This is a genomic window from Kitasatospora cystarginea, assembly GCF_039533515.1.
Lineage (GTDB): Bacteria > Actinomycetota > Actinomycetes > Streptomycetales > Streptomycetaceae > Kitasatospora > Kitasatospora cystarginea.
In genome coordinates this window covers 113,054-137,684 of the sequence record NZ_BAAATR010000015.1, presented here as the reverse complement: position 1 = coordinate 137,684, position 24,631 = coordinate 113,054, and the positions used below count along the sequence as shown (strand labels likewise).

Annotated in this window: 22 protein-coding genes; 10 read left to right on the top strand and 12 right to left on the bottom strand. The window is 72.1% G+C overall.

Going from position 1 to position 24,631, the window contains the following annotated elements; translation table 11 throughout:
* Positions 1-227: 227 nt before the first annotated feature.
* Positions 228-1,232, top strand: a complete 1,005-nt coding sequence (locus ABD369_RS18630) for a helix-turn-helix domain-containing protein (protein WP_344637558.1) — start codon at positions 228-230, stop codon at positions 1,230-1,232.
* Here the strand turns inward: ABD369_RS18630 and ABD369_RS18625 are convergent.
* A complete protein-coding gene (locus tag ABD369_RS18625) occupies positions 1,198-3,681 on the bottom strand; it encodes a hybrid sensor histidine kinase/response regulator (RefSeq protein WP_344637557.1) in 2,484 nt (827 codons plus the stop codon). The genes ABD369_RS18630 and ABD369_RS18625 overlap by 35 nt on opposite strands.
* 163 nt (positions 3,682-3,844) lie before the next feature.
* Between ABD369_RS18625 and ABD369_RS18620 the strand changes: the two genes are divergently transcribed.
* The 3 genes from ABD369_RS18620 (at position 3,845) to ABD369_RS18610 (ending at position 7,122) form a co-directional block, all read left to right on the top strand.
* Entirely contained in the window at positions 3,845-4,510 is a 666-nt protein-coding gene (locus ABD369_RS18620) for a response regulator (protein WP_344637556.1), read from the top strand.
* 800 nt (positions 4,511-5,310) lie between these two features.
* Positions 5,311-5,877 (top strand): HAD family acid phosphatase, encoded by a 567-nt coding sequence (locus ABD369_RS18615; RefSeq protein WP_344637555.1) that lies wholly within the window; start codon positions 5,311-5,313, stop codon positions 5,875-5,877.
* A 372-nt stretch (positions 5,878-6,249) separates the two neighbouring features.
* Positions 6,250-7,122, top strand: a complete 873-nt coding sequence (locus ABD369_RS18610) for a hypothetical protein (protein ID WP_344637554.1) — start codon at positions 6,250-6,252, stop codon at positions 7,120-7,122.
* Positions 7,123-7,383: 261 nt separating this feature from the next.
* Here the strand turns inward: ABD369_RS18610 and ABD369_RS18605 are convergent, their stop codons facing one another.
* Together ABD369_RS18605 and ABD369_RS18600 are read right to left on the bottom strand one after the other, a co-directional pair.
* Positions 7,384-8,190, bottom strand: a complete 807-nt coding sequence (locus ABD369_RS18605; protein WP_344637553.1) for a family 1 encapsulin nanocompartment shell protein — start codon at positions 8,188-8,190, stop codon at positions 7,384-7,386.
* Positions 8,187-9,236: a Dyp-type peroxidase gene (locus ABD369_RS18600; protein ID WP_344637552.1), complete on the bottom strand. Its 1,050-nt coding sequence runs from the start codon at positions 9,234-9,236 to the stop codon at positions 8,187-8,189. Before ABD369_RS18600 ends, ABD369_RS18605 begins: the two co-directional genes overlap by 4 nt.
* 488 nt (positions 9,237-9,724) lie before the next feature.
* Between ABD369_RS18600 and ABD369_RS18595 the strand changes: the two genes are divergently transcribed.
* Positions 9,725-10,693: an extracellular catalytic domain type 1 short-chain-length polyhydroxyalkanoate depolymerase gene (locus tag ABD369_RS18595; protein ID WP_344637551.1), complete on the top strand. Its 969-nt coding sequence runs from the start codon at positions 9,725-9,727 to the stop codon at positions 10,691-10,693.
* 175 nt (positions 10,694-10,868) lie between these two features.
* Here the strand turns inward: ABD369_RS18595 and ABD369_RS18590 are convergent, their stop codons facing one another.
* The 4 genes from ABD369_RS18590 to ABD369_RS18575 form a co-directional block, all read right to left on the bottom strand.
* Complete coding sequence (locus ABD369_RS18590; protein WP_344637550.1) at positions 10,869-11,435, bottom strand: GNAT family N-acetyltransferase; 567 nt, start codon at positions 11,433-11,435, stop codon at positions 10,869-10,871.
* Positions 11,429-12,781 (bottom strand): ATP-grasp domain-containing protein, encoded by a 1,353-nt coding sequence (locus ABD369_RS18585; RefSeq protein WP_344637549.1) that lies wholly within the window; start codon positions 12,779-12,781, stop codon positions 11,429-11,431. The genes ABD369_RS18590 and ABD369_RS18585 overlap by 7 nt, the downstream gene beginning before the upstream one ends.
* A 220-nt stretch (positions 12,782-13,001) precedes the next feature.
* The gene (locus ABD369_RS18580) at positions 13,002-13,130 is read right to left on the bottom strand and encodes a hypothetical protein (RefSeq protein WP_344637548.1); all 129 of its coding nucleotides are present in this window, start codon (positions 13,128-13,130) and stop codon (positions 13,002-13,004) included.
* Positions 13,131-13,250: 120 nt separating this feature from the next.
* A complete protein-coding gene (locus ABD369_RS18575) occupies positions 13,251-13,628 on the bottom strand; it encodes an HAD family acid phosphatase (RefSeq protein WP_344637547.1) in 378 nt (125 codons plus the stop codon).
* Positions 13,629-14,078: 450 nt separating this feature from the next.
* On the opposite strand from ABD369_RS18575, the gene ABD369_RS18570 reads away from it, so the two are divergent.
* Positions 14,079-14,906 carry an LLM class F420-dependent oxidoreductase gene (locus ABD369_RS18570; RefSeq protein WP_344637546.1) on the top strand — a complete coding sequence of 276 codons (828 nt, stop codon included), beginning with the start codon at positions 14,079-14,081 and terminating at the stop codon, positions 14,904-14,906.
* Positions 14,907-14,913: 7 nt separating this feature from the next.
* Entirely contained in the window at positions 14,914-15,345 is a 432-nt protein-coding gene (locus ABD369_RS18565) for a TIGR03668 family PPOX class F420-dependent oxidoreductase (RefSeq protein WP_344637545.1), read from the top strand.
* Positions 15,346-15,454: 109 nt separating this feature from the next.
* On the opposite strand, the gene ABD369_RS18560 is transcribed toward ABD369_RS18565, so the two are convergent.
* Complete coding sequence (locus tag ABD369_RS18560; protein WP_344637544.1) at positions 15,455-15,946, bottom strand: Lrp/AsnC family transcriptional regulator; 492 nt, start codon at positions 15,944-15,946, stop codon at positions 15,455-15,457.
* A gap of 183 nt (positions 15,947-16,129) precedes the next feature.
* Between ABD369_RS18560 and ABD369_RS18555 the strand changes: the two genes are divergently transcribed.
* Positions 16,130-17,797 (top strand): PLP-dependent aminotransferase family protein, encoded by a 1,668-nt coding sequence (locus ABD369_RS18555; RefSeq protein WP_344637543.1) that lies wholly within the window; start codon positions 16,130-16,132, stop codon positions 17,795-17,797.
* A 147-nt stretch (positions 17,798-17,944) separates the two neighbouring features.
* On the opposite strand, the gene ABD369_RS18550 is transcribed toward ABD369_RS18555, so the two are convergent.
* On the bottom strand, positions 17,945-18,856 hold the full coding sequence (locus ABD369_RS18550; protein WP_344637542.1) for a LysR family transcriptional regulator ArgP: 912 nt from the start codon (positions 18,854-18,856) through the stop codon (positions 17,945-17,947).
* Between the two features lie 67 nt (positions 18,857-18,923).
* Here ABD369_RS18550 and ABD369_RS18545 point away from each other — a divergent pair, with 67 nt between their 5' ends.
* Positions 18,924-19,535, top strand: a complete 612-nt coding sequence (locus ABD369_RS18545) for a LysE/ArgO family amino acid transporter (protein WP_344637541.1) — start codon at positions 18,924-18,926, stop codon at positions 19,533-19,535.
* 133 nt (positions 19,536-19,668) lie between these two features.
* Here ABD369_RS18545 and ABD369_RS18540 read toward each other — a convergent pair whose 3' ends face one another.
* A complete protein-coding gene (locus ABD369_RS18540) occupies positions 19,669-20,274 on the bottom strand; it encodes a TetR/AcrR family transcriptional regulator (RefSeq protein ID WP_344637540.1) in 606 nt (201 codons plus the stop codon).
* Between the two features lie 49 nt (positions 20,275-20,323).
* Here ABD369_RS18540 and ABD369_RS18535 point away from each other — a divergent pair, with 49 nt between their 5' ends.
* Complete coding sequence (locus ABD369_RS18535) at positions 20,324-20,878, top strand: HXXEE domain-containing protein (RefSeq protein ID WP_344637539.1); 555 nt, start codon at positions 20,324-20,326, stop codon at positions 20,876-20,878.
* 206 nt (positions 20,879-21,084) lie between these two features.
* Here the strand turns inward: ABD369_RS18535 and gndA are convergent, their stop codons facing one another.
* Both gndA and ABD369_RS18525 read right to left on the bottom strand, forming a co-directional pair.
* Positions 21,085-22,524: an NADP-dependent phosphogluconate dehydrogenase gene (gene gndA / locus ABD369_RS18530; protein WP_344637538.1), complete on the bottom strand. Its 1,440-nt coding sequence runs from the start codon at positions 22,522-22,524 to the stop codon at positions 21,085-21,087.
* 540 nt (positions 22,525-23,064) lie between these two features.
* Positions 23,065-24,459 carry an MFS transporter gene (locus ABD369_RS18525; RefSeq protein ID WP_344637537.1) on the bottom strand — a complete coding sequence of 465 codons (1,395 nt, stop codon included), beginning with the start codon at positions 24,457-24,459 and terminating at the stop codon, positions 23,065-23,067.
* Positions 24,460-24,631: the final 172 nt, after the last annotated feature.

The following is a 24,631-nucleotide window of genomic DNA, read 5'->3' as shown; positions in this document are numbered from 1 at the left end:
CAACACGGGCTGGTACGGCCGGAATCCGGCAGATCGACGCGACGTGTTGGTGGTCCTCGAGGGACCGGCCCTTCCGCCGGGCCCCGGCGCCGTGGCCGCACCCGAGTGGGCCGGTGCCGACGGTGATAAATATGCACAGATATCTGATCTCAGCGGGTTCGCCCGGTAGATTCCGCAGCTCGGAGCGACTGCCGACACGGTGCGGTCCCGGTGGGAGCAGGTGCAGGATGCGCAATCAATCCTTGAGCAGGGCCGGTACGGTCATGGGGACGGAGCTCGCCCAGGTGCTCCGCTCCGGCCCCTTCGACCTAGCGCTGCGGACGGCGATCCGCGAGCAGGGCCTGAGCCTGGAGGCCATCCAGCGGCGGTTGGCCCGCCGCGGGATCCAGGTGAGCGTGTCCAGCCTCAGTTACTGGCAGCGCGGCCGGAGCAGACCCGAGCGGGCTGCCTCGCTGGACGCCGTACGCGCGTTGGAGGAGGTCCTGGAGCTGGAGCGCCACTCGTTGATCGTGCTGCTCGGCCCGCGCCGGCCGCGCGGCCGGTGGATCGACCATATCCCGGGCTCGCTGGACCACCGCCGGACCTTCGGCGATCAGGCCGTCGAGCGGGTCCTCGCCGACCTCGACCCGCGGGCCAACACGCGGGTGGAGACTCTCCACACGCGCATCGACGTACACATCGGACCCGAGCGCGAGGAGCGCCGGGTCGACGTCCTGCAGATCGTGCGAGCGCTCGACCGGGGCGCGGACCGGCTGGTCCTGGTCACCCGGGCCGGGCCGCAGACGTCGGCCGACGCCGATCTGTTCGGGCTGGTCGGCTGCCGACTCGGCCGGCGCCGCATCGACCGCGAACACGGCGTCACTGCCGCCGAGTTGCTCTTCGACCTCCCGATACCGCCGGGCGGCAGCACGATCGTCGAGTACAGCTATGCGTACCCGTCCTCGCACGTCGCCACGGAGTACGAACGGAAGGTGGGCGTCCCCGGCCGAAACCTGGCGCTGCGGGTGAACTTCGACGCCGGCATGCTGCCGGCCGGCTGCACCGCGGCCTGGCGGCCGCACCACGACGCGCCGGCCCGGACGCTCCAGGAGGTGCGGATCTCCTCCACGGGTCAGGCGTGCCTGGTCGTCCCCGACGTCGCCCCCGGGGTGCACGGGCTGTACTGGGAATGGGACGGCACCTCCGCGGATCGGCTGGTCAGACCGAACCTGCCGATGAGTGCAGGGAGCTGAGCTCGACGATCGCTGCCGCCACCTCATCGGCCAGGCCCGTGGCCGTCCCCGGGGGTGGTGGGCCGCCCGTCTCGGCCAGCCGCTCGATCCGACGGCACCGGGCCGCCAGCGAGCGGGCGCCGATGGTAGCTGCAGCCCCTGCCAACCGGTGCGCCGCGGCACCCAGGGCGGGCAGGTCCGCTGCCCGGACGGCGGAGGCCACCGCCTGCGCGAGTCCGGGGGCGGTGATGCCGAACGCCTCTGCCGCGGCTGGAAAGGCCCCGCACTCCGCCAGATCGGCCACCACCTCGCTGTCCCATTCGATCCGCCCGGCCGGTGGCGGATCCAGGAACGGCGCACCGCCGGCCGTCGCAGCGGTGACCGGTGTCCGGTCGCCGCGCTCCGAGGCGCCGGTGCCTCGGAGCGCAGCGACCAGCGCTGGCCAGTCGACCGGCTTGCCCACCACCGCCTGGATGCCGGCCTCCCGGCAGGCCTTGAGCACCGCCGGTTCGCGTTCCCCGGTCACGGCGACCACGGGCGGTGAGGCGTGGTGCCGCCCGGCGCGGATCGCCCGGGCGGCGGCGAGCCCGTCCAGCCCCGGCATCCGCAGGTCCATCAGCACCAGGCCGTACTCCGCCCTCCGGGTGGCGGCCACCGCCTGCTCGCCGTCCGGTACGAGGTCCACGGTGAAGCCGGCACCCTCCAGCACGTCCCGGGCCACCTGTCGGCAGACCTCGTCGTCATCGGCGACCAGGACGGCCCTGCCCACCGCATCCAGGAAGGGCGGCAACCCGGCCTCGCCAGGCCCGGGGGCCGGCGCCAGCCCGAGCGTGAACCAGAAGCGGCTGCCCCGCCCGGGCGTGCTCTCCACGCCCATGCGCCCGCCCATGGCGGCGACCAACTCCCTGCTGATGGCCAGCCCCAGTCCCGCGCCCTCCACCGCCTGGCCCGATCCGGCGTACCGCGTGTAGTGGTCGAAGATCCGCTCCTGCTGGTCCGGCGTCAGCCCGTCCCCGGTGTCGCGGACCCCGAACCGCACCACGTACCCACCCGGCCCGGCCGCGTCGGCGACCAGATCGACCAGCACGTCCACCCGCCCGAGCGGAGCGTACTTCACGGCGTTGCCCACCAGGTTGACCAGCACCTGCCTGATCCGCCCGGAATCGCCGGCCAGCCGGTCCGGGACCTCGGGCGCAATCTTCGCGTCCAGCCGGAGCCCCTGCTCCGCCGCCTGCGGTGCCATCAGGTCGAGCACCTCGGCGCACAACCACCGGGGATCGAAGGAGATATGACGAAGCATCAGCCTGCCCGCCTCGATCCTGGACAGGTCCAGCAGGTCGTCCACGATGGTGAGCAGGGCCGCGGCCGAGCTCCGGGTGGCGGCGGTATAGCGGCGTTGGAGCTCGTCCAGTCCGGTGGCCTCCAGCAGCCCCGTCATGCCGACGATGCCGTTCATCGGGGTCCTGATCTCGTGGCTCACCTCCGCCAGGAGGGTGGACTTCCGCTCGGAGAGCAGCAGTGCCTCGTCCCGGGCCGCCTGCAGGGCGTCCTCGGCCCGGCTGCGCGCCCAGGCCAGCCTGACCTGGGCGGCCAGGCCGATCAGCAGGACCGTGCCGAGCAGCAGGACCGCGCCGACCACGGCTGAGCGCAGCGCGAGCAGCGGGGCGAGGGCCTGGCTCTCGGGCACCGTCGCGGTCGCGATCCAGCCGAAGCCGGGCACCGGCCGGGTCGCGGTCAGGACCCGGCCGTGACCGTCCGAGGACCGGGCGGACGGCCGGTCGGACGCCGACGACGCGACGGGCGCGCCCGTCTGGTCGGTGATCACCAGGCCGATGCCCTGTGCCGCGGCGATCTGGTCGGTGAAGGTCTGCAGCGCGTCCAGACGATATGCGGCGGCGAGCACGCCGCCGGGCCGGCCCGTCCGGTCGCGCACGGGTGCGGCGATCACCACCGCCCGCCCGGCGCCCTGCACCGCCGGCGCGTATCCTGCGGACAGATAGGTGCGCGGACTCGCCACCTCGGCCCGGAACCAGTCGGTCGCGGTCGGATCGCGCAGGTAGCCCAGGTCCGCCGAGTCGGCCAGCGGAAGACCGTCGCGGTCGCACAGCAGCACTTCGGCCACCCCCGGCTGGGAACTGCGCAGCTGCGTGACCTCCTGCATCGGCGACTCGCCCTCGGCGATGTGCCTCGGGTCGGACAGGTACGCGGCCAGTGCCGGGTCGTTCGCCGAAGCGGTGACCAGATCGCCGAGTGCTGACAACCGGTCAGCGGTGGCCACGGCGCTGGTGGTCGCGGTGGTGGTGAGCCCCGTGCTGACCTGGTGCCGTACCGCGTCCTGTGCCGACGACAGGCAGAACTGGGCCAGCGTCAGCAGGGGCAGCAGCCCGAACGCCACGTACAGCGCCGCCAGGCTCAGCACCGGCCGCCGGGGGCCCAGCAGCATGGCCAGGCGACCGGTTCGTCTCTCCATCCGCACCTCTCGCCAACCGGCCGGGACGCGCCCCATCCGGTGTCGCAGCATTATGGTGGGCCGATGCGGAGCGGGCCAGGGCCGGCGGACATGGACCTGCCAGCCGCTGACCGGCCGAGGTCGGGCATGCGTGGTGCAGATGTTCAGCAGGAGCGGGGCGGACTTGATCGCGACTCTTATCGTCGAGGACGATCCGGTGGCTTCTGCTGCCCTGACCCGCTTCGTCGCGCATGTGCCCGGCTTCACCGTGGTGGGCGTCGCCGCCTCGGTGACGGCTGCCCGGGCGGTGGCCGCGCAGCGCCGACCGCAGCTGGCCCTGATCGACATCAGTCTTCCGGACGGCAACGGTCTCGAACTCGCCGCGGAGCTGCGCGGCGGCTGCACCGGCACCGACGTGATCGTGGTGACCAGCAGATCCGACCTGTACGCCGTCCGGGCCGCCATCCGCAGCGGAGCCCTTCACTATCTGGTGAAACCGGTACGGCTGGCGGCGCTGAGCCAGCTGTTGCGCCGGTACCAGGCCCTCCAACGGGATCTGGCCGTGGAGGGGCTGGTCTCGCAGCCGCAGATCGACCGGCTCTTCGGCACCCTGCACGCCCCCGCGGAGCAGTTGCCCAAGGGACTGAGCGAGCCGACCCTGGACGCGGTCCGGGAGACCCTGCGGAGCGGCCCCGACCTGTCGGCCGCCGAACTGGCCGACAGACTCGGCGTCAGCCGGCCCACCGCGGGCCGCTATCTGGAACACCTGGTCCAGAGCGGCGTTGCCGAGGTGGAGCTGCGCTACGGGCAACGGGGCCGGCCGCAACGCCGCTATCGAGCACTGGGCTGAGCGGTGCGGCCGGCCGGAGCAGGTGCCCGGACCATCGGATGACGGCGGCGGCGAGCGTCGCCCGCAGCTGTGGCGTCGGGGCGCCGCCGTCGGTACACGGGTGACAGGGCGGCCTTCGTGGGGGAGAGGACGTCAGCACCGGCCGGGGGCGGGGCGCAGATGCGGGCGGAGGCCGTGCCTCAGCGGCGGCAGGACGGTCAACCCGGTCGGGGCGGGTGGCGGCTCACAGGCAGAGCACGGTCCGACTCTGTGGACACCGAGAGCCGCCGGACCGTCGCGGTACCCGGAACGTCGCACGGAGGGCAGGGCGGCACCGGCTCCAACTCTGCGGATTCGCCTGCTGCGTGGCGGCCGTCACCGTCCGGCCCAGCTGCTTCTGGCGAATCCACAGAATTGTCCGGCACACGGGGCGCTCGACCGCGTCGCCGCAGGTCGGAGGGTGGGTCAGCGGTTGTCGCGTTGCCAGACAACCCGCCGCTTCCGAAGTTCCGTTGACGTCAGTCCCAGCTCAGGGAACGCTCGGTGGCCAGATCCCGGCGGGTTCCCTCCGGATCCCCCCGGCAGCCGGCCGGCTGTGGCCGCCGCCCGCCGAAGCGCCCCTACGACAAGGAGACTTCATGCCCGTCATACCCAACTCGCCAGCACCGAGGGCCCGGAGACCGGTCGTCGCGGCCATCGCGGCCGCGGCCCTGCTGGCCCTGGGCCCGGGGCGTTCGTCTTCCGGACCTGCCGCTGCCCCCGGCACACCAGAGGAACCCCAGCCTCGAGCCACGGTCCGCTTTCCCCACAGGAGACAAGCAATGCTCAAGAAGCTCGCCATCGGTCTGATCGCCGGCACCGGCGTGTTCGCCACCGTCCTCGCCCCCGCTGCCCAGGCGTCCTCCGGCCTGCCCGGCAAGAGCCAGTGGGAGTCCGACGTCAACGCCGTCGCCAAGCCCCTCATGAGCTACGTCCAGCAGCGGCTGGCCGGGAGCAAGCCCGGTGACCACCTGGCGCTGGTCCTCGACATCGACAACACGTCCCTCGCCAGCCACTACGACCCCGGAAAGCCCGTCAAGCCCGTCCTGGCCGTCACCCAGTACGCTCACCAGCACGGTGCGGCGATCCTGTTCGCCACCTACCGCAGCGACAGCTCCCGCCGGTCCACCACCATGGAGCTCCACAACGCCGGGTACACCGTCGACGGCCTGTGCATGAAGACCAAGAGCAGCGCCGGCAAGGCCGACGTCAAGCTCTCGTGCCGCGAGTCCTTCGAGAAGCAGGGCTACACCCTCGTCGCCAACATCGGTAACAACGACACCGACTTCAAGGGCGGCCACTACGAGAAGGGCTTCGAGCTCCCCAACTACGGCGGGGCCCTGAGCTGACGACCCTGCCGCCTGCCACCCCCACCGGCCGGCTGATCATCAGCGGAATCCGACGGTGACGCGGACACCGTGAAACGGTGAGATCCGCGGAGCCACAAGACCCCCTGACTGTCCATGGGGCCGTCAGGGGGTCTCTCGCGCGCGGCTCGACCCAGACCGGCCCCGCCCCGGCGGGGCCGGTCGACCACCGGGAGTTCGCCTCCGAAGCGACCTCGATGATCACGGGGTTTCGCCCCTCCTCCCTGGCATCTAGGATCACGCGAGCGTGACCGAAAAGCTGGGGAGGGAAAGTGGGCCAGACGGGCTCGGAGCGATACCGGTCCATCGCTGCCGACACGACGGAGCCGCACCAACGGCGGACGGCGCCCGGTCGTGCGTCTCGACCAGGCAGCACTCGGCATGGGTGATCGGCTGGCGAACGTGGCCGCTTATCTCGCCTGCGGACTCGCCATCACCGGAACCGTGTTGAAAGCCCGGCTCGACCGCCACCGCCGAAAAGATCCCGCGATGCGCTTCGCCTCTGCCTTCGGCCTGAGCATAGGTACGGCGATGGCGGTCACGGCCCCGGCGACGGCAACGGCGGTCCGTCACTTAGGTCCCCTGCCCGACCTGCTCACGCTGATCGGCGACCAGTTGAAGCTGGTCGCGGCGGGCTCGCTGGCGATGATGGCGCACTCCCTGAACGCCCCTGGGCGGGCGCGGACCGGACTACGGCGCCAGAGCGTGCTGCTCGGCGTCACGGTGGTGCTGGAGATCGTCGCCTACCTCTCCGCCGGCGCCACCCGGGTCGGGGACGAGGTGACGGTGCAGGGCACGGGCCGGCTGATCCTGGTCGGGTACATCGTGCTGTTCACCGCTTACGGCATCTGGTGCCTGGGAGTGTTCAGCCTCCTGATCGGCCGCCGTGCGTGGGACGTGCCGCCGGGCCTGCTGCGGCTGGGGTCACTGCTGATGTCGGTGGCATCCGCGGTGGGACTGGCCTGGCTGGCCGACAACGGCCGCGACATGGCGCACGTCCTGACCACCGGTGGCGAGGATGCCGCCGAAAGCCCCTTCTCCGCCCTGGCGGCGCTCGTCTGCGTGACGGTGGGCTTCACCGGTGCGATGGTCTCGTCCTGGGTGGCCGCCCGGCCCGGTGCGGCACCGTCACCTCCCGCCACGCAGAACGACCACGGGCCATCCGACCACGGGCCATCCGACCACAGGCCATCCGACCACAGGCCATCCGACCGGACCGGCAGATGATTCCGAGCCGAGGGCCGGTGGCTATCTGAATCCCATCAGGACCGCCGCCGGAGCTCCCGGGGTTGCACGGGTGCGGCTGATCAAGGGAGTTGAAACAGGCATGGGCGAGGGGAGAAGCAGGCCCCGCCGTGCAGTTCGCCCGTGACACCAGTGGGGCTGCACGAGACCCGAAAAAAGCCCTCAACTGACGACGGATTATGACTGCCTCTCAGGCACCGCGGCCCGGCGGAGCGCGAAGGCCGCCGGGCGCATCGTGGTCGGCTACCGCGGTCCCGCCGTCAGGGACACCACGGCCTCGGCCGTGTGGACCAGGAATGTCAGCGTCTCCTCGACGTAGAGTCGGACGGTCCTCTCGTCGTGCGACTGGTAGCCGATCGAAACGTCCTGGCCGATGTACAGTTCGAAGTCGCCGCCCCGGGTGGACAGCAGAAAGGCACCGCCGATGGCCGGCGCCCAGACGATCTCGCCGTCCAGGAGCCGGGCGATGTGCTTGATGACCGGGTACCCGTAGTCAGAGGTCTCGCTGACGGCGGTGTACGCGTCGGCGCTCAGCGCCAGCGTGTAGGGTTCGCCCACTCCGGCCAGCCGCAGTGCGGTGACCGCCCGGCTGATGGTGTTCGGGTAGTCACGTACCTCAACCGGCAGGCTCAGGGCGGGGTTCGACGAGCTCTCGCGCATTCCGGCGATGCCCGCAGCCGCATATCCTTCGAACACCGTGCGGTCCTCGGCGAAGGCCATCCGGCGGGCGGCGTCCTTCACCGGCTGCCAGTCGGCGTCCTCGGCTCCGCGTGCGACGTCGTCGACCTGCCGGCGATCGACGGTGAACGGAACGCGTAGTTCCACCATCGGCTGGAAGTGGCGGGTGTGGGCGATGATCCCGTCGGCCGGAGGGTCGACCGCCTCCAGGTGTCCGGTGCCCACCCCGGCCAGTCGAAGGCCGCCGGGCGCGGAGACGTCCGCGATCCGGCGGGCGGCCACATGGCGCTCGAAGGTGCGTCGCGCCTCGTTCTCCAGGTCGGCCCAGGCGACCGCGGAGATGGGCGCAAGTTCACGGTGCAGATTGTTCATTGACGATACCTCTTCATATCGCCGATCCCCAGGGACTCGTCGGCGGTCGGCGACCGGACATCGGGTGCCGGGTCCGCCGCCGACTCCGTGCGGCTCGCGCCGGGCGGATCGGGAAGGTCGTCGAGGAAGTCGGTCGTGGGCACGAAGAACAGGGACCCGGTGACCGCGGTGGAGAAGTCCAGGATCCGGTCGTGGGAGGCCGGCGGGTTGCCCAGGAACATGCGCGTCAGCATCGTCTCGGTCACTGCCGGGGTTCGGGCGTACCCGATGAAGTACGTGCCGAACTCTCCCTCTCCCACGCTGCCGAAGGGCATGTTGTCGCGCAGGATCTCGTGCTTCGTCCCGTCGGGATCGACGAGCGTGTTCAGCGCGACGTGTGAGTCGGGCGGCTTGATCTCGTCGCTCAGCTCGATGTCGGACAGTTTCCGACGCCCGATCACCAACTCCTGCGCCTCGGTCGGGAGGGCGTCCCAGCCCGCGAGATCGTGCAGGTACTTCTGCACGATCACATAGCTTCCACCGGCGAACTCCGGGTCCTCGTCGCCGACCAGGACCGCCGTACGGGCGGCCTCCTCCACCGGGTTCTCCGTCCCGTCGACGAAGCCCAGGAGGTCACGCTCGTCGAAGTACCTGAACCCGTGCACCTCGTCGCGCACCGTGACAGCACCGCGGAGCCGGTCCATGAGAAGGGAGGCCAGCGCGAAGCAGAGGTCCATCCGCGCGGCCCGGATGTGGAACAGCAGGTCACCGGGGGTCGACACCGCGAGGTGCCGTGGCCCTGCCAGTTCGCGGAACGGGTGTAGCTCCGCCGGGCGTGGCGCACCGAACAGGCGCTCCCAGACCTGTGACCCGATGCCGGTGACACAGCTCAGCGTCCCGTTCGGCGCCCGGAAGCCGACGGCCCGCTGCAACCCGGAAAGGTCGGGAAACAGCTCCCGTACGACCGGCTCGCCGCCGGGATCGACCGTCACCACCAGAAAGACCGCTGCCGCCGTCAGCGGGGACAGCACCGGTTGTGGAACCGGCTTCCGGGAGACCGCGGCCATGGCCACACCCCTCCCCAGTCGTCACGAGCAGGGTACGGACGGGCGGCCGAAGCGGGCAGCTGTCCGATGGCCGCTCCGCACCGGCCCGAGGGCAGGCGCGTCGGCCGGCCGGTGTGAAGGAAACCCGACTGGAAACGCCTTCTCACCATAGGCCGAGCGGTGTGGCACCTGCCACCGCTGCACCGTGACCGGCACGGCCGGTTCCGACGGGGGCCGGGCCACGGCAGCGTGACCCGGCTTCCCGGCTCAGGGGGCTGACCGAGGCCAGGGCGGCTTCCGCTTCCGCGGCCTGCCGGTCCCGCAAGTGCTCTCGGCGGCGACGGTCCGCCTCCGGGCCGGCCGCGTCCTGTCGGGAGGCCCGGCCCGTGCCTGACACGCACTGAGCGCGGGTCGGGCAACAGGTCGCCTGCTCCGGGGCGCGGGTGGATGCTGTTGCGGGTGATGCCCACTGACCCGTACCGACCAGTCCACCGACGGAGGTGCCGACCATGTTGCGAATCCCTGTCCTCGCCGCGCTCCTGAGCCTCGCCTGTTGCGGTGCGGCCGCCGGCGTGCCTCAACCGGGAACAGCCGTCGATCAGACGGCTTCCCCCACCCCGGCCGGCTGTCTGACCCCGCCGCCCGTCGCTCCGGGTGAGACCGCGACACAGACGCTGACGTCCGGCGGGCAACAGCGGAGCTACCTCGTCCACGTGCCCGCCAGCTACCGGAACACCGAACTGACACCGCTGATCCTGGCCTTCCACGGTTCCGGTGAGAGCGACACGCAGATCGAGTCGTACAGCGATCTGTCGGCCCTGGACGCCATCGTGCTGTATCCCGAGGGGACCACCGGCACCAACGGCGAGACGTCCTGGGAAGGCGCGCCCTACTCGTCCGGCGCCGACGACGTACGGTTCGTCGAGGACCTGCTCGACCGGACGCAGCAGCAGTTCTGCGTCGACCGGGGCCGGATCTACGCGACCGGGAAGTCGAACGGCGGTGGCTTCACCGCCCTGCTCGCCTGCCAACTGCCGCGCCGGATCGCCGCCTTCGCGCCCGTCGCGGGCGCCTACTACCCGGAGACGACGCAAGGCTGCCGAACGAGCCCGCCCGTGCCGATGCTCGAGTTCCACGGCACCGCTGACCCGGTCATCCACTACGACGGGGGAACCAGCCACGGTGAGCAGTACCCTTCGATCACCCAGTGGTTGGGCACCTGGACCGAGAAGGACCAGTGTCCGGCGGGGAGCCGGCGCAGCATCGGCTCGGACGTGGTCGAGTTCGCCTGGACGCCGTGCGCCCAGGGCACCGAAGTCACCCACTACCAGGTGACCGGTGGCGGCCACACCTGGCCCGGAGCGGTGGCGCCGAGCGGCCCGGGGCACACGACGCAGACGATCTCGGCGACCGCGGTCATGTGGGACTTCTTCACCCGGCACCCGCTCAACCGGCCGACAGGCCCTGGCGGAAGGTGACGAACGGAGCGGAGCCGCAGCCCGCGCGTTCGCCGATCCCGCCCTTCCAGCGGGGGCGGGTCCGGGCCGCGTACGCCCGGTGGGGAACACGCGGGCAAGGAGGGAACCCGGGCCCTGCCCGCGCACCGCATGTTGCGCACAGGGACTGCGGGCCCGGCCGGTGGCAGCTCACGGTTCACCGGAGCAGCGGGATCTCGCCCAGCTCATGGACGCAGCGTGGTCGGGACCGGCGCACGGCCATCTCGAAGAGCGCCCCTGAGCGATTGCCGGTGACCGTTCTGACCCACTGCCAGCCGTGGGCGCGGTAGTAGGCGTGCAGACCCGCGTTGTCGCTCCAGGCGTTGGTGCGGACCAGCTCGGCGCCCGCGCCTGCGGCCCGCCATCGGGCCCAGTCGGTCAGGTGTGCGCCGATGCCCCGGCCGGCGTAGCGGCGGTCGACGATGAAGCGGCTGAAGTAGCGTGCGGGGTCCGCCAGTTCCTGCGGCGTCCAGAGCAGGCGGCTCCCGGTCGGCCGGTCCGTGACGGTGGCCACCGGCTCGCCGTCGGGCTCCAGCAGCGCCACCACGGTGGCGGCCCGCTCGATCCAGACGAGACTGCGGGTGGCGTCGAAGGGATCGGACCACTGGCGCGAGCCGTGCTGCCGGGCGATCCAGGCGGCGGCCTCGGTGCGCAGCGCGGCCAGTCGGTCCAGGTCGGCCGGTACGGCCGCGCGGACGTACAGCGGAGGCGGCGCGCTCAGCACGGCTCGAGTGTGAACTGCGCGTGCAGCGCGTCCACCAGTTGGCGTCCGTGGGGGCGGAGAGTGCTCCCGTCGGGTGTGGTCAGCGAGTAGCGGGCGACGAGGCGGGCCAGTGGTGCGCCGGGGTGCAGTACTGTGCCCGCACTTGGCAGTTGGAGCAGGACGCAGTCGTCCGTTCCGCATTCCAGCAGGCCGAAGCCGTCGCCGCAGCGGTGCAGCAGGCCGTCCTTGAGCCGGTGCACGCCGCCGGTCGGCGCCGCCAGGACTCGGGCGGGAGCACCGGTGTGCCGGATCACCAGCTGGCAGCCGCCGGCCGGGTCCAGGCCGGGATCGGCCCGGGTGGTGAGGCCGTACCGCTCCAGGACGTGCCGCAGCGAACTGGGCAGCGCGTTCTCCGCCAGTTCGAGCTCGCCCAGCAGCCAGGTCGACCCCTGCATACGGCAGTTGGCCTCCAGCAGCAGCGGCTGATCCCCGCACAGGACGAAGTCCGCGCCGAACAGGCCCCGGTATCCCAGGCCGGCGAGCTGCCTGCCGATCCGCTCCACCACGTCACGGGCACGGGAGAGCGCGAGCGGCGGCAGCAGCGCGGGCGCCTCGAAGTCGCAGCCGGAGTAGGCGCCGAACGGTGCGCCGATGCCGTCGGTCCGGGTCAGCTGAACGGAGGCGCGCAGTACCGAGACCGCGTCGTCCGCCGAGACCAGCCCGTGGATGTTGACCGGGACTCCCTCGGTGTACTGGCTCACCAGCCAGGGGCCGGTGGGCGCGATCCGGCCGAGGTCCTCCGCTCCGGTGACGAGGTGCGTGCCCCGGCCGTTGGAACCCCTCGGCGTCTGTACGACGTAGCTGTGGCCGAACCGGCGACGCAGCACCAGGTGGTCGAGGTCGCCGACGACGGTGTCGAGCGGCGTCCGCGCTCCGATCGATCGGAACCACTCACGCTGCGCGATCTTGTCGGACAGGACGCTGACGGCGGGCGGGGAGTACGGGAGCACCAGACGGGCGCCCAAGTCCTCCAGTGCGCTCTGCCAGCGCGGCTTCAGTGCCAGATAGGAGATCAGACCGAGTTCGCGTCCCCGCCAGGTGCCGCCGTCGGAGCCGGGGAGCCGGCGCACCAGGTCGTCGATCCCCGCCGAGGTGACCGTGTTGTCACGGACCCGGGTGAGCTTCTCCAGGGAGTGGAACTCGGCGTCGAACTGGCCCTCCCAGGCCTGATCCGCCGCCTCGACGCTGAGTACGTGCGAAAGGCATCCGGCTCGCAGCAGCGGCAACAACAGGAACGGACGGGCGGCGAGGGCGAGACCGGGCCGGACCGTTAACCGGCGGATCGCTTCGTCGTAGGAGGTGATCACCAGGCGATTATGGGGACCGGCGAAGGCGGCCCGTGTCCCGCGCGGTGCCGGTGGCGGCGGCACGGCTGGCGGGCGTTGGACGCCGACACGCACAGCCGTCACCCTTGGGGACACCGCGCCCTGTTGACGACCCGGACGAAGGCACGGATCGGCGGATCCGTCGGTTGCCACCGGCGGCAGGTCCGCCGACTCCCCGGCAGGGTCCGGCGGGCGCGGGACCTCACCCGCCGAGCAGCAGCCGCTCCAACGCCGCCCGGGCGCGGGCGTCGGAGCGGGCCCGGGCGGTGACGGCCGCCGCCAGCTCGCGCGTCCACTCGTCGAGCGGGACCGGCCGTCGCGACAGCACCATCTGCCGCTCGACGTGACGGCCGTCCGCCCCGGTGCGGACCAGGCCTCCGCCCCGATGCCCGGTCGGCCCGGCGGAGAGGCACCTTCTCCACCGGGCCGGCCGATCGCGTCGGGCTGGTGCTCAGGAGAGCCGACCGTTGTACGAGGGCAGCTTGAAGCCCTTCTCGTAGTAGCCGCCCTCGAAGTCGGTGGACCGGTTGCCGATGTTGGCGGTGATCCGGTAGCCCTTGTTGGTGAGCTCCTCCCGGCAGCGGGCCTTGCCGCCGTCCTTGCTCTCGCCGTGCTGCCGCGTGCAGATGGCGTCCACCGGGTATCCGGCGTCGGTCAGTTCCTGGCGGGCGGACGACGAGGAGGTGCGGGCCGTGACGAACAGGACGGACATGTTGTGGTCCTTCGCCCACTGGGCCACTCTGAGCACCGGCACGTTGGCGTTGCCCGGGTGGTAGTGCGTCTCCAGCGCGGTGTTGTGGTGAACAGGCGGTCGGTCGCCCGAGGCCATGGTTGCGCTCGGTGCGGGGCGCCGCACCTGTGGGAGGCCTTTCGGCTGGTCTTCTGCGGTCCGCTTCTGGGAACGCGGAGGATGACGACCGTCCGTCTCCCCCTGGGCAGGCCCGGGAGCTGAACTCCGGACGGGCTGCGGAGAGGCGAGAACGCCCGTGGCCCGCTCCGGGTTCACCCGGTCGGCCGCGCGGGGCGAGCGCCTGGTGGCGACGGACGGCAGATCCGCCGAGACTGCCGATTGCGGGTTGATGGGCGCGCCGGCCGTCGTGGCGGGGCGGGCCGCCGGGACGCCCGTCCCGCCAGGGAGTTCATGGACGGCCCGGGAGTGCTGTCGCCGTACCTCCGACCCCGGTCCGGGGTCGGAGGTACGGCCTTCGGTTTCGCCGGGAGGTACCGCCACCCCGGCGGGTACCGGTGGTGAGGGAACCCAGTTGAAAGGATGGCGCCGATGCATTTCGGGGTCTCGACGTTCGTCACCGACGAGGGCATCGCACCGGTCGCGCTCGGCCGTGCGCTGGAGGAACGCGGGTTGGACTCGCTGTTCCTGGCCGAGCACACCCACATCCCGGCCAGCCGGGAGACGCCGTACCCCGCCGGCGGCGAGCTGCCACGGATGTACTACGGCACGCTGGACCCGTTCCTGACCCTGGCCGCCGTCGCGGCCGTCACCAGCAGGCTGCGGTTGGGCACCGGGATCGCCCTGGTGGTCGAGCGCGACCCGATCACCACCGCCAAGGAGGTCGCCACCCTCGACCTGATCTCCGGTGGGCGGGCCGACTTCGGCATCGGCGCCGGCTGGAACCTGGAGGAGATGCGCAACCACGGCACCGATCCGCACACCCGCGGCCAGCTGTTGGACGAACGGGTGCGCGCCATGCGGGAGTTGTGGACCAAGGAGGTGGCCTCCTTCGACGGAGAGCTGGTGCGCATCGAACCGTCGTACTGCTGGCCCAAGCCGGTGCAGCAGCCGCACCCGCCGATCTGGGTCGGCGGGAACAGCCCGCGCACCTTCCGGCGGATCGCTGAGTACGGTGTCGGCTGGCTGGTGGTCGGCCTGTCGCCCGGACAACTGGTCCAGCGGATCGCGGAGTTGCGAGAGGTGGCAGGCCCCGAGAAGCAGGTGCTGGTGTACCTGACGCGACACCAGGAGGAGCAGGTCGACGAGTTCCTGAAACTCGATGTAGCCGGAGTGCTGTTCCAACTCCCGACAGTTCCCGAGGAGCAGACCATGCCGTTGCTCGACCGGTTCGCCGAGCTCGCCGCCGCGCGCCGCTGACCGGCCCGTGCCCGAACTGACGGCAGGAGAAGCCCGGCGGCGCTTCGCGGCTGCCAGGGTCGCCGTGCTGGCCACCGTGGACCGGGACGGCCGTCCGCATCTGGTCCCGGTCACCTTCGCCGTCGCCGACGACCGGGTGGTGACCGCCGTCGACCGCAAGCCCAAACGCACCCCGCGGCTGAAGCGGCTGGCGAACATCGCGGCGAACCCGGCCGTCTGCCTGCTGGTGGAGCACTGGGACGAGGACTGGCGGCTGCTGTGGTGGGCCCGGGCCGACGGCGAGGCCCGCCTGCTGCCGGACCCTGAGGCAGTCGAACACGCCGCCGCCGTCGGCCTGTTGACCGCCAGGTACCCGCAGTACGCGGACCTGCCGCCGGACGGCACCGTTATCGAGGTGGCCGTCCGGCGCTGGCTCGGCTGGTGTGCCGGCCCGAGCTGAGCGGGTGCGGCCGCCGGGGGAGTTCGCAGGTGTCATGCTCCGGTGGGGGCCAGACGGTCCAGCCGGCCGTGGCGATCTCCGTCTCGATCGCCACTCGCTCGTCTCGCGGTCACCGCCCCGACGCCAGGTACCGGCGGCCCGCTATCTGCTCGAAGATCAGGTTGGTTCGGGTCTGGGCCACCGCCGGGTGGGTGGTGAGGTTGTCCACGACGAAGTCGCGCAGGGCCTCGGGGCCGGCGACGCCGACGTGGAGCAGGTAGTCGTCGGATCCCGCCATGTGGAACACCGCCAGGACGCCGGGAAGCTCGGGGGCCGCGCTCCGGAAGCTCTCGTTCTGCTCCCGGGTGTGCGCCCGGAGCCGGACCGAGATCATCGCCTGCAACGGCAGTCCGATCGCGGCGGGGTCCACCTCGGCGCGGAAACCGCGGATGATCCCGCGGTCCTGCAGTGCGCGTACCCGGGCCAGGCAGGTCGAGGGGGCGATGCCCACCGCCTCGGCCAGCGCGTTGTTCGGCACCCGGGCGTTGCCGGCGAGGGTGCGGATGATAGCCCGGTCCACGTCGTCGATGGACGCCCGCCGGTTCTGCGGATTATTCGGCACGCCCTCCAGGATCCCCGCAGATACCGTCGATTTGCAAGACAACACGCGTCTGCACCGAATTTCATTCGGGAGACCTTTCGCAGAACGTCGAGAAGTTCCATCCTTGCCGCGAGCGGCGAACGCCCCTCCGCCGTTCCCCCGTGCTGCGGATCGGCCGACCAGTGACCCCGGAGTTCCGTGCCCATGAGCCCGACCGCCACCTTCGCCGCCGCGCCCGCCGTCGACCCGGGGCCCGACCTGGACGACCGCGACTTCGAGCTCCCGGCGAGCGGCCTGGACGACGCCCGGCGACTGCGCGCCCTCGACACGGTGGACGAGTACCTGACCCGGAAGCGCCGGCACCTGGTCGGCTACCAGGCCACCCAGGACATGCAGGGCTGCGCGCTGGATCTGGCCCGGTTCATGCCGAACAACATCAACAACCTCGGCGACCCGTTCCAGAGCGGCGGCTACAAGCCGAACACCAAGGTCATCGAGCGCGCGGTGCTCGACTACTACGCGAAGCTGTGGAACGCCGAGCGGCGGTACGACCCGGCCGACCCCGAGTCGTACTGGGGCTACATGCTGTCCATGGGCTCGACCGAGGGCAACATGTACGCGCTCTGGAACGCCCGGGACTACCTGAGCGGCAAGGCGCTGATCCAGCCGCCGACAGCCCCGTTCGACGCCCTGCGATACGTCAAGGCCCGCCCCGACCGGAGCAACCCCAACGCCCACCGCCCGGTGGCGTTCTACTCCGAGGACACCCACTACTCCTTCGCCAAGGCGGTCCGGGTGCTGGGCGTCGAGACCTTCCACGCCGTCGGCCTGGAGCTCTACCCGGACGAGTGCCCGCTGGTCGACCCCGCCACGGGGCGCCGCGAGTGGCCCACCGAGGTGCCCTCCAGCCCCGGCCCCTCGGGCCAGTCCTGGGACGGTACGGGCGAGATAGACGTCGACGCCCTCACGGTGCTTGTCGAGTTCTTCGCCGCGAACGGGCACCCGGTCTTCGTCAACCTCAACCTCGGCAGCACCTTCAAGGGCGCCCACGACGACGTCCGCGGGGTCTGCGAGCGCCTGCTGCCGATCTTCGAGAAGCACGGCCTGATCCAGCGCGAGGTGGTCTACGGCACGGACCCGAAGACCGGTGAGCCGCTGGTGGACCTGCGCCGGGGCTTCTGGATCCACGTGGACGGCGCCCTCGGCGCCGGCTACGCGCCGTTCATGCGGATGGCCTCCCAGGACCCGGCGGCCTACGGCTGGGCCCCCGAGGCGGAGCTGCCGCAGTACGACTTCGGCCTCACGCTGCCCACCCGGGAGTTCGGCGACCTCGACATGGTCTCCTCGATCGCGATGAGCGGCCACAAGTGGCCCGGTGCGCCGTGGCCGTGCGGCATCTACATGACGAAGGTCAAGTACCAGATCTCGCCGCCGTCCCAGCCGGACTACACCGGTGCGCCGGACACCACCTTCGCCGGTTCCCGGAACGGGTTCTCCCCCCTGGTCATCTGGGACCACCTTTCCCGGCACTCCTACCAGGACCAGGTGGACCGGATCCGCAGCGCCCAGGAGCTGGCCGGCTACCTGGAACGGCGTCTGCGTGAGATGGAGCAGGAACTGGGCGTCGAGCTCTGGCCGGCACGAACCCCGGGCGCCATCACGGTGCGCTTCCGCAAGCCCAGCCCCGAGCTGGTGGCGAAGTGGTCGCTGTCCTCGCAGGACGTGCTGATGGTCCCGGGCGACGAGTCGACCCGCCGCTCTTACGTGCACGTCTTCCTGATGTCCTCGGTCGACCGGACGAAGCTGGACGCCCTGCTGGCGGAACTCGCCGACGACCCCGCCATCCTGGGCCTGCCCACCCGGATGCCGTGACCACCGGCCGGGGCCTCCCGGCGGCGTCGGGGCGTCGACAGTCCACGCTGCCGTCGGGATGTTGACGATCCGAGCTGGAACATCCCGCCCCGGAACGGTCCGCGCCGGCTCGCGAGCCGCCCGGTCGTAACCGCGTGGGGCGGTCGACTAGGCCAGCGCCAGCGCCGCTTCCGCGGCCACCGCCGCGGCGACGGCCGCCAGCGCGGGCGAGTCGAGACGCCACTGCTGCCAGTGGAGCGGGACCTCGACCGTGCGGCCCGGGAGGAACTCGACCAGCGCACCGGCGCGAAGCCGGGGTTCGGCCTGGCCGCGCGGGACGAGGCCCCAGCCGAGGCCGGCCGTCACCGCGTCCGCGAAGCCCTCGCTGGACGGAACGTAGTGCCGCAGCAGGCTTGCGCTCTGACCGCCGGTCAGCTCCCGGGCGAAGGCGTCCTGCAACTCGTCGCGACGGTCGAAGCAGACCACGGGGGCGTCCGGCAGCAGCAGGGCCGGGTCGCCGTCGAGCCAGCGGGCGGCGAACTGCGGTGCGGCGACCGGGAGGTAGACCATCGCGCCGAGCCGGCGCACCGAACAGCCGGCCACCGGATCGGGCGAGGAGGTGACCGCCGCCATCACCTCGCCCGCGCGCAGCAGGGCGGTGGTGTGCGCCTCGTCCTCGCGGCGCAGGTCGACGTGGATCCGCGCGTCCCGCGCGAGCGAGGCCAGCGCCGGTACGAACCAGGTCGCCAGCGAGTCCGCGTTGACCGCGATCGGCAGCCAGGAGGGCCCCGACGACTCGCCGTCCTCCCCGCCCTCGGCCATCCCGAGCGCGGTACGCGCATCGCCTTCCAGGCGGGTGAGCTGACGTCCGAAGCGCACCACGATCTGCCCGGACTCGGTGGCCCGGACCGGTCGGGTGCGGGTCAGCAGCACCCGACCGGTGCGCTGCTCCAGCGCCTTGATCCGCTGGCTCACCGCGGAGGGCGTGACGTGCAGGGCCGCGGCGGCGGCGTCGAAAGTGCCTTCGTCGACCACCGCGAGCAGGGTCTGGACCAGGTCATGGGGCAGCTCGCTCTTCATGGGTGCTAATGATACGTAAAAATCTTTAGCTGGCCTTATGCGGAATCCGCTGCCTACGGTGGCGCCCATGGGAAACACGCTCACTGCCGCCGTGGCCGGATTCGGGACCGGCATGTCACTCATCGTCGCCATCGGGGCGCAGAACGCCTTCGTCCTTCGCCAGGGCGTCCGCCGGGAGGCGGTGCTGCCGGTGGTCGTGATCTGCGCGGCCTCCGACGCGCTGCTGATCGCCTGCGGCGTGGCCGGACTCGGTGCACTGGTCACGGCGTGGCCGACGGGGCTGACGGCGGTGCGCGTGGTGGGCGCGGCCTTCCTGCTCTGCTATGCCGTGATCGCCGCGCGCCGCGCCCTGCGGGCCTCCAGCCTGGAGGGCGGCGGACCGGCCGTCAGTTCCCGGCGTCGCGCGGTGCTCAGCTGTCTCGCGATGACCTGGCTCAACCCGCACGTCTACCTCGACACGGTGCTCCTGCTCGGCGCCGTCGCGGCCACCCACGGCACGCTGCGCTGGCAGTTCGCGCTCGGTGCCGCACTGGCCAGTCTCTGCTGGTTCGCCGCGCTGGGCTTCGGTGCCCGACTGCTCGCCGGCTTCTTCCGCAGGGCCTCCTCCTGGCGGGTCCTGGACGCCCTGGTCGCTGCGACGATGCTGTTCACCGGCCTGTCCCTGGCGGCGGGAGCCTGACGTCCGCGAACTCCCGACGGCGGACGGCTCCGGCCGTCCGCCCGGCCACGGGGGAGCGGGAGGGCGGAGCGGCTGCCGAGCTGCCGCGCGGCCGGCGGGGCCAAGTCCCGGGCGGTGCGGGCGCGGTGCGCACTCAGGACGGAGGGAGCTCGATCGCCTTGCAGGCGGCCGCGGCCAGGGTGTCGGCGGTGGCGTCGGAGAGCTGCCCGGTGAGTAGCCAGTGGTAGATGAGCGGGCCGAACAGCAGGTCCCGGATGGTGTCGGGGGCCAGGGCCGGGTTCAGCCGGCCGTCGGCGATCCCCTGCTCGATCAACTTGGTGATCAAGGCGTCGCGGGGATTGAGGTAGTGCTGCCGCAGGGGAGCGGCGAGTTCGGGGCGGCGGCCCGCTTCGGCGTGCACGGCCAGGACGGCCCGTCCGAGCGGGGAGCCCGCCAGCCGTAGCGCGAACCCGACGGCGAGTTCCCTGAGATCGTGCACCGCGTCGCCGCTGTCCGGTGCTCCCAACGGCGGCACCGCGTGGATGAGGGCGTGCACCACCAGGTCGTCCCTGGTGGGCCAGCGCCGGTAGACCGCGGGACGGCCGACCCCCGCGCGCGAGGCGACCGCCTCGATGGTGAGTACGCCGTATCCCGGCTCGATCAACAGCTCGACGGTGGCCGCGATGACGGCCTGGTCGACGTCGGTGCTGCGCGGGCGGCCGCGGCGCGGGCGCGCATCCCTCTTGCTTTCCTCGCTCACTCGATGAATATTACGTTACGGCTCGTAACGTAATCTAGGGAGGGTGCTGATGGTCAGCAAGAAGGTCACCTGGGGGCTCCTGCTGGCGTGGGCGGTCAACGATGCCGAGGAGTGGTTCACCATGGCGCCGTGGTCCCGGCGGTACGGCGGCCAGGCGCGGGGGAGGGTTCCCGGCCCGGTGTGGCTCCGGCGCGAGATCTCGCCCGCACAGGCCCGTACGGCCATCTCGCTGATGGGAGTGATCATGCTCGCGGCCTCGGCGGACGGAGACCGGACAGCGGGGCGCTCGCGCTTCTTCCAGGCGGCCCTGGCCGCCTTCGGGCTGCACGGGGTCGGGCATCTGGCGCTGAGCGCCCGGCACAGGGGTTACACGCCGGGGGTGGTCACCGCGCCGACGGTCGTCCTGCCGTTCTCGCTGTGGGCATGGCGCGAGCTGGGCCGGGCCGGGGTGCGCCGCAGCGCGGCGGGTGCCGTACGCGACGCGGCCGTGCTGCTGCCGGCCTCGCTGGCGGCCGTCCACCTGGCCGCGGGTGTGCTGACCGGTGAGGCCCGCCGCCGCGGCGTGAACGGACGGGCGACCTCCCGAGCGGACCGGCTCGGCTAGGCGGGCCGAGGAGTGGACACGGCCTGGTCGTCGACGGGCGTCAACGACCAGGCCGGCTGCGGGTGTTCCCCCGGTGGTCGGTGAGTCGGCCCGGCCTCGGGGCGGGCACCCGCCTGCCTGTGCGGCGGAGGTCTCCTCCGCGGGGGACCGAGGTGAGGTGGCTCGGTCCGGGCGGCCTCCGGGTGGCCGGGACCACGGCCGTGTCGTCACACCTCGGTTTCGGGGCGGCCGGGTTGCGCCCAGTGGGTGTGGAAGGTTCCCGGGCGGTCGGTGCGTTGGTAGGTGTGGGCACCGAAGTAGTCGCGCTGGCCCTGGATGAGGGCGGCGGGCAGGCGTTCGGCGCGCAGGGTGTCGTAGTAGGCCAGGGCGGCCGAGAAGGCGGGCGTGGGGACACCGCGGTGGGCGGCGGAGGCGACGACCTCCCGCCAGGGAACCTGGGCGTCGGCGATCTCCGCGGCGAAGGTCTCCTCCGCCAGCAGGCTCACCAGGCCCGGATTGGCGGCGTGGGCGGCCCGGATCCGGTCGAGGAAGGCGGCACGGATGATGCATCCGCCGCGCCAGATCCTGGCGACCGCGCCGAGGTCGATGTCCCAGCCGTACTCGGCGGCCGCGTCCCTGATCATCGTCCAGCCCTGGTCGTAGGCGATGACCTTGGACGCGTACAGCGCATGCTCGACCTGCGAGACGAAGCGGGCGGCCTCGTCGTGGCGCACGGGCGGGCGGATTCCGCCGGGCATGGCGCGGTAGGCGGCGCGCAGTTCGCCGCGGCTGGAGGCGACGCGGGCGAAGGTGGCCTGGGCGATGGCGGTGACCGGGGAGCCGAGGTCGAGTGCGGTCTGCACGGTCCAGCGGCCGGTGCCCTTCTGGCCGGCGGCGTCCGCGACGATGTCGATGAAGGGCTGCCCGGTGGCCGGGTCGGTGTGGGCGAGGATGTCGGCGGTGATCTCGATCAGGTAGGAGTCCAGGCGCCCCTCGTTCCAGCCGCGGAAGATCTCCGCGATCTCGGCGGGGGTGTGGTCGGTGACCTGGCGCAGGAGGTCGTACGCCTCGGAGATGAGCTGCATGTCGGCGTACTCGATGCCGTTGTGGACCATCTTGACGAAGTGGCCGGCGCCGTCGGAGCCGATGTGGGTGCAGCACGGCTCGCCGTCGACGTGTGCGCTGATGGTCTCCAGCATCGGCCCCAGGACGGCGTACGCGTCCACCGAGCCGCCGGGCATGATCGAGGGGCCGTTGAGGGCGCCCTCCTCGCCGCCGGAGACACCGGTGCCGACGAAGTGGATGCCGCGCTCGCGCAGCGCGGCCTCGCGGCGGCGGGTGTCGGCGAAGTGGGCGTTCCCGCCATCGATGATCATGTCGCCGGGTTCGAGCAGCGGGGTGAACTCGTCGATGACGGCGTCGGTCGCCTCGCCGGCCTTCACCATGATCATCATTCGGCGGGGGCGCTCCAGGGCCGCGACGAACTCCTCGATCGACTCGGCGGGAACGAAGGCCCCCTCGTGGTTGAACTCCTCGATGAGCTCCCGGGTACGGGCAGGTGTGCGGTTGTGGACGGCGACCGTGTATCCGTGGTGGGCGAAGTTCCGGGCCAGGTTACGGCCCATCACCGCCAACCCGGTGACGCCGATCTGGGCACGTGCCTGCATGGTGCCTTCTCCTCCGTCTGTGCTGCGTCCGTCTGTGCTGCGTCGCGAGGCTCCGGGCCGGCAGATGTAGGCGAGCCCCACACGGCGGCCGTGCCTCCACAGTGGCTGCTCGCGGTCCGCCCCGCGACTGGGAGCCGGTGACGTCGGGTATGCCCGGCCGCCCGTCCTCGGCCGTGGGTGACCGGGAGGCGGCCTTCCGCGCCGGTGCGCCGCCGAGCCGGTCGTCGTAGCCGACGGTTGCACCGAGCCGGTGATCGCCCCGAGCCGCGACCCCCGACGCCCTGGCGGCGGTCGAGGTGGCACCCACGGCCGAGCTGACGACACCCTGCTGCGCTGGACGGGGTACTCGGTGCGCAAACGGGCTGCAGTGCGGTGGTTGGACGGCGGTGGCGCGCTCGGGCGTTGCTAGGCGAGAGGCACGGGCCCTGCGACCGGGGGCGGATGGTCCTGGACCGTGACCACGGCCTGCCGGGCGGCGCTTCGATCTCGCGGAGGCGTCGCTCGCGTCGTCGAGGAGGGACTGGAAGTCGCGGTCCCCGCTCAGGACTCCGCCGCAGTGGGCCGGGCCGACGCGGTGGTGAACGCGAGGACCGCGAAGACCAGCAGGACGGCGGACGCCGCCACGAAGCCGGCGCTGGCGGGGGTCAGATGGAGGGCCAGGGTGACCGCGGCGACACCGAGGGCGGTGCCCAGGCCGCGGGTCATGTTGACCATGCCGCCGCCGGTTCCGGCGGCGCTGCGCGGCAGCGCGTGCATCACCACGGCGTTGTTGGCCGGGATGAACACCCCGAGCGCCAGGCCGAGCAGGAGGAGCGGCACCGGCAGCAGCACCGCGTCGACCGGCAGCAGGATGAGCAGGACCAGCGCCGCGACGCATCCCGCCGCGCCCGCTCGGCTGCGCCTGCGGTCGTCCCAGCCCAGTGGCAGCGCACGCTCGGCCAAGGTCGCGGCCAGGGCGAACCCGACCGGCAGGGCGGTGAGGACCAGCCCGGCGGTGAGGGACGAGAGCTGTCGGCGGGCGAGTTCGACGGGCACGAGCACCAGCGGTCCGAACAGCACCAGGTATCCGCACAGTCCGCCGAGCAGACCGGATCCGACCGGGCCACGGCGCAGCAGGTCCAGGTCGATCAGCGGATCGCGGTGCCGGGCCTGACGGCGCAGGAAGGCCCAGCTCGCGACGGCCGCGGCGGCGCCCAGGGCGGCGGCGGTCCATGCCGGGGTGCCGAGTCCGGAGACGACGGACAGGGCGAGCAGGGCGGAGGTGGTGGCGCCGGCCAGCAGGGCGACGCCGGCGGCATCGGTACGACGGACGCGGGCGCGTTCGCGGGTGCGGGGCAGCAGGTAGTGCCCGGCGATCAGGGAGAGGACGCCGACCGGGACGTTGATCCAGAAAACCCAGCGCCAGCCGAGGGTGGCGACGATGGCGCCGCCGACGGTCGGTCCGAGGGCGAGGCCGATCGCCTGGCCGGCGGCCTGGATGCCGAGGGCGGCGCGCATCCTGCCCGGCGGGGCGCTGGTGGTGACCAGGGCGACGCTGTTGGCCTGCATGAGCGCGGCACCGACGGCCTGCACGAGGCGGAAACCGACCAGGGCCGCCAGAGTCGGAGCCAGGCCGCAGGCGGCGGAGGCGAGGGTGAAGACGGCGAACCCGTACAGGTACATGAGCTTGCGGCCGTGCATGTCCGAGAACCGGCCGATCGGTACCAGCAGGGCCACGAGCGTGAGCAGGTAGGCGAGCGAGACCCACTGCACGGCGGCGAGCGTGGTGTGGAACTCGTCGCGCAGCGCCTGGTAGGTGAGGGTGACGATGCTGGCGTCGAGCTGGCCCATGAAGGCGCCGAAGCAGACGGTGAGCACGGCGAACCGCCACGCTCCCGCATGGCTGCGGACGGCCTCGGGTCGCGGGCGTTCGACGGTGAGAAGCGTACGGATCATCGGTGCGGCCGGTCGGGTGTCGGGGCGGCGTGAGCGGACCGCCATCGGCGTTCCCCCCTCGGCGAGTGCCCTGCGGGTCGGAGGTCGGTGGGCCTCGACGGCAGCAGGCTACCCCAAGGCATCTCACATCCTGATATTACATCGCCATCAGACATAATCGGAAGGGGAGGTA

What these genes read in the sequence shown, in the direction of transcription:
- ABD369_RS18630 (WP_344637558.1), top strand. Translation starts at nt 228, where the DNA reads ATGCGCAATCAATCCTTGAGCAGGGCCGGTACGGTCATGGGGACGGAG.
- ABD369_RS18625 (WP_344637557.1), bottom strand. Translation starts at nt 3,681, where the DNA reads ATGGAGAGACGAACCGGTCGCCTGGCCATGCTGCTGGGCCCCCGGCGG.
- ABD369_RS18615 (WP_344637555.1), top strand. Translation starts at nt 5,311, where the DNA reads ATGCTCAAGAAGCTCGCCATCGGTCTGATCGCCGGCACCGGCGTGTTC.
- ABD369_RS18605 (WP_344637553.1), bottom strand. Translation starts at nt 8,190, where the DNA reads ATGAACAATCTGCACCGTGAACTTGCGCCCATCTCCGCGGTCGCCTGG.
- ABD369_RS18600 (WP_344637552.1), bottom strand. Translation starts at nt 9,236, where the DNA reads ATGGCCGCGGTCTCCCGGAAGCCGGTTCCACAACCGGTGCTGTCCCCG.
- ABD369_RS18595 (WP_344637551.1), top strand. Translation starts at nt 9,725, where the DNA reads ATGTTGCGAATCCCTGTCCTCGCCGCGCTCCTGAGCCTCGCCTGTTGC.
- ABD369_RS18580 (WP_344637548.1), bottom strand. Translation starts at nt 13,130, where the DNA reads ATGGTGCTGTCGCGACGGCCGGTCCCGCTCGACGAGTGGACGCGCGAG.
- ABD369_RS18575 (WP_344637547.1), bottom strand. Translation starts at nt 13,628, where the DNA reads ATGGCCTCGGGCGACCGACCGCCTGTTCACCACAACACCGCGCTGGAG.
- ABD369_RS18570 (WP_344637546.1), top strand. Translation starts at nt 14,079, where the DNA reads ATGCATTTCGGGGTCTCGACGTTCGTCACCGACGAGGGCATCGCACCG.
- ABD369_RS18555 (WP_344637543.1), top strand. Translation starts at nt 16,130, where the DNA reads ATGAGCCCGACCGCCACCTTCGCCGCCGCGCCCGCCGTCGACCCGGGG.
- ABD369_RS18550 (WP_344637542.1), bottom strand. Translation starts at nt 18,856, where the DNA reads ATGAAGAGCGAGCTGCCCCATGACCTGGTCCAGACCCTGCTCGCGGTG.
- ABD369_RS18545 (WP_344637541.1), top strand. Translation starts at nt 18,924, where the DNA reads ATGGGAAACACGCTCACTGCCGCCGTGGCCGGATTCGGGACCGGCATG.
- ABD369_RS18535 (WP_344637539.1), top strand. Translation starts at nt 20,324, where the DNA reads ATGGTCAGCAAGAAGGTCACCTGGGGGCTCCTGCTGGCGTGGGCGGTC.
- gndA (WP_344637538.1), bottom strand. Translation starts at nt 22,524, where the DNA reads ATGCAGGCACGTGCCCAGATCGGCGTCACCGGGTTGGCGGTGATGGGC.
- ABD369_RS18525 (WP_344637537.1), bottom strand. Translation starts at nt 24,459, where the DNA reads ATGATCCGTACGCTTCTCACCGTCGAACGCCCGCGACCCGAGGCCGTC.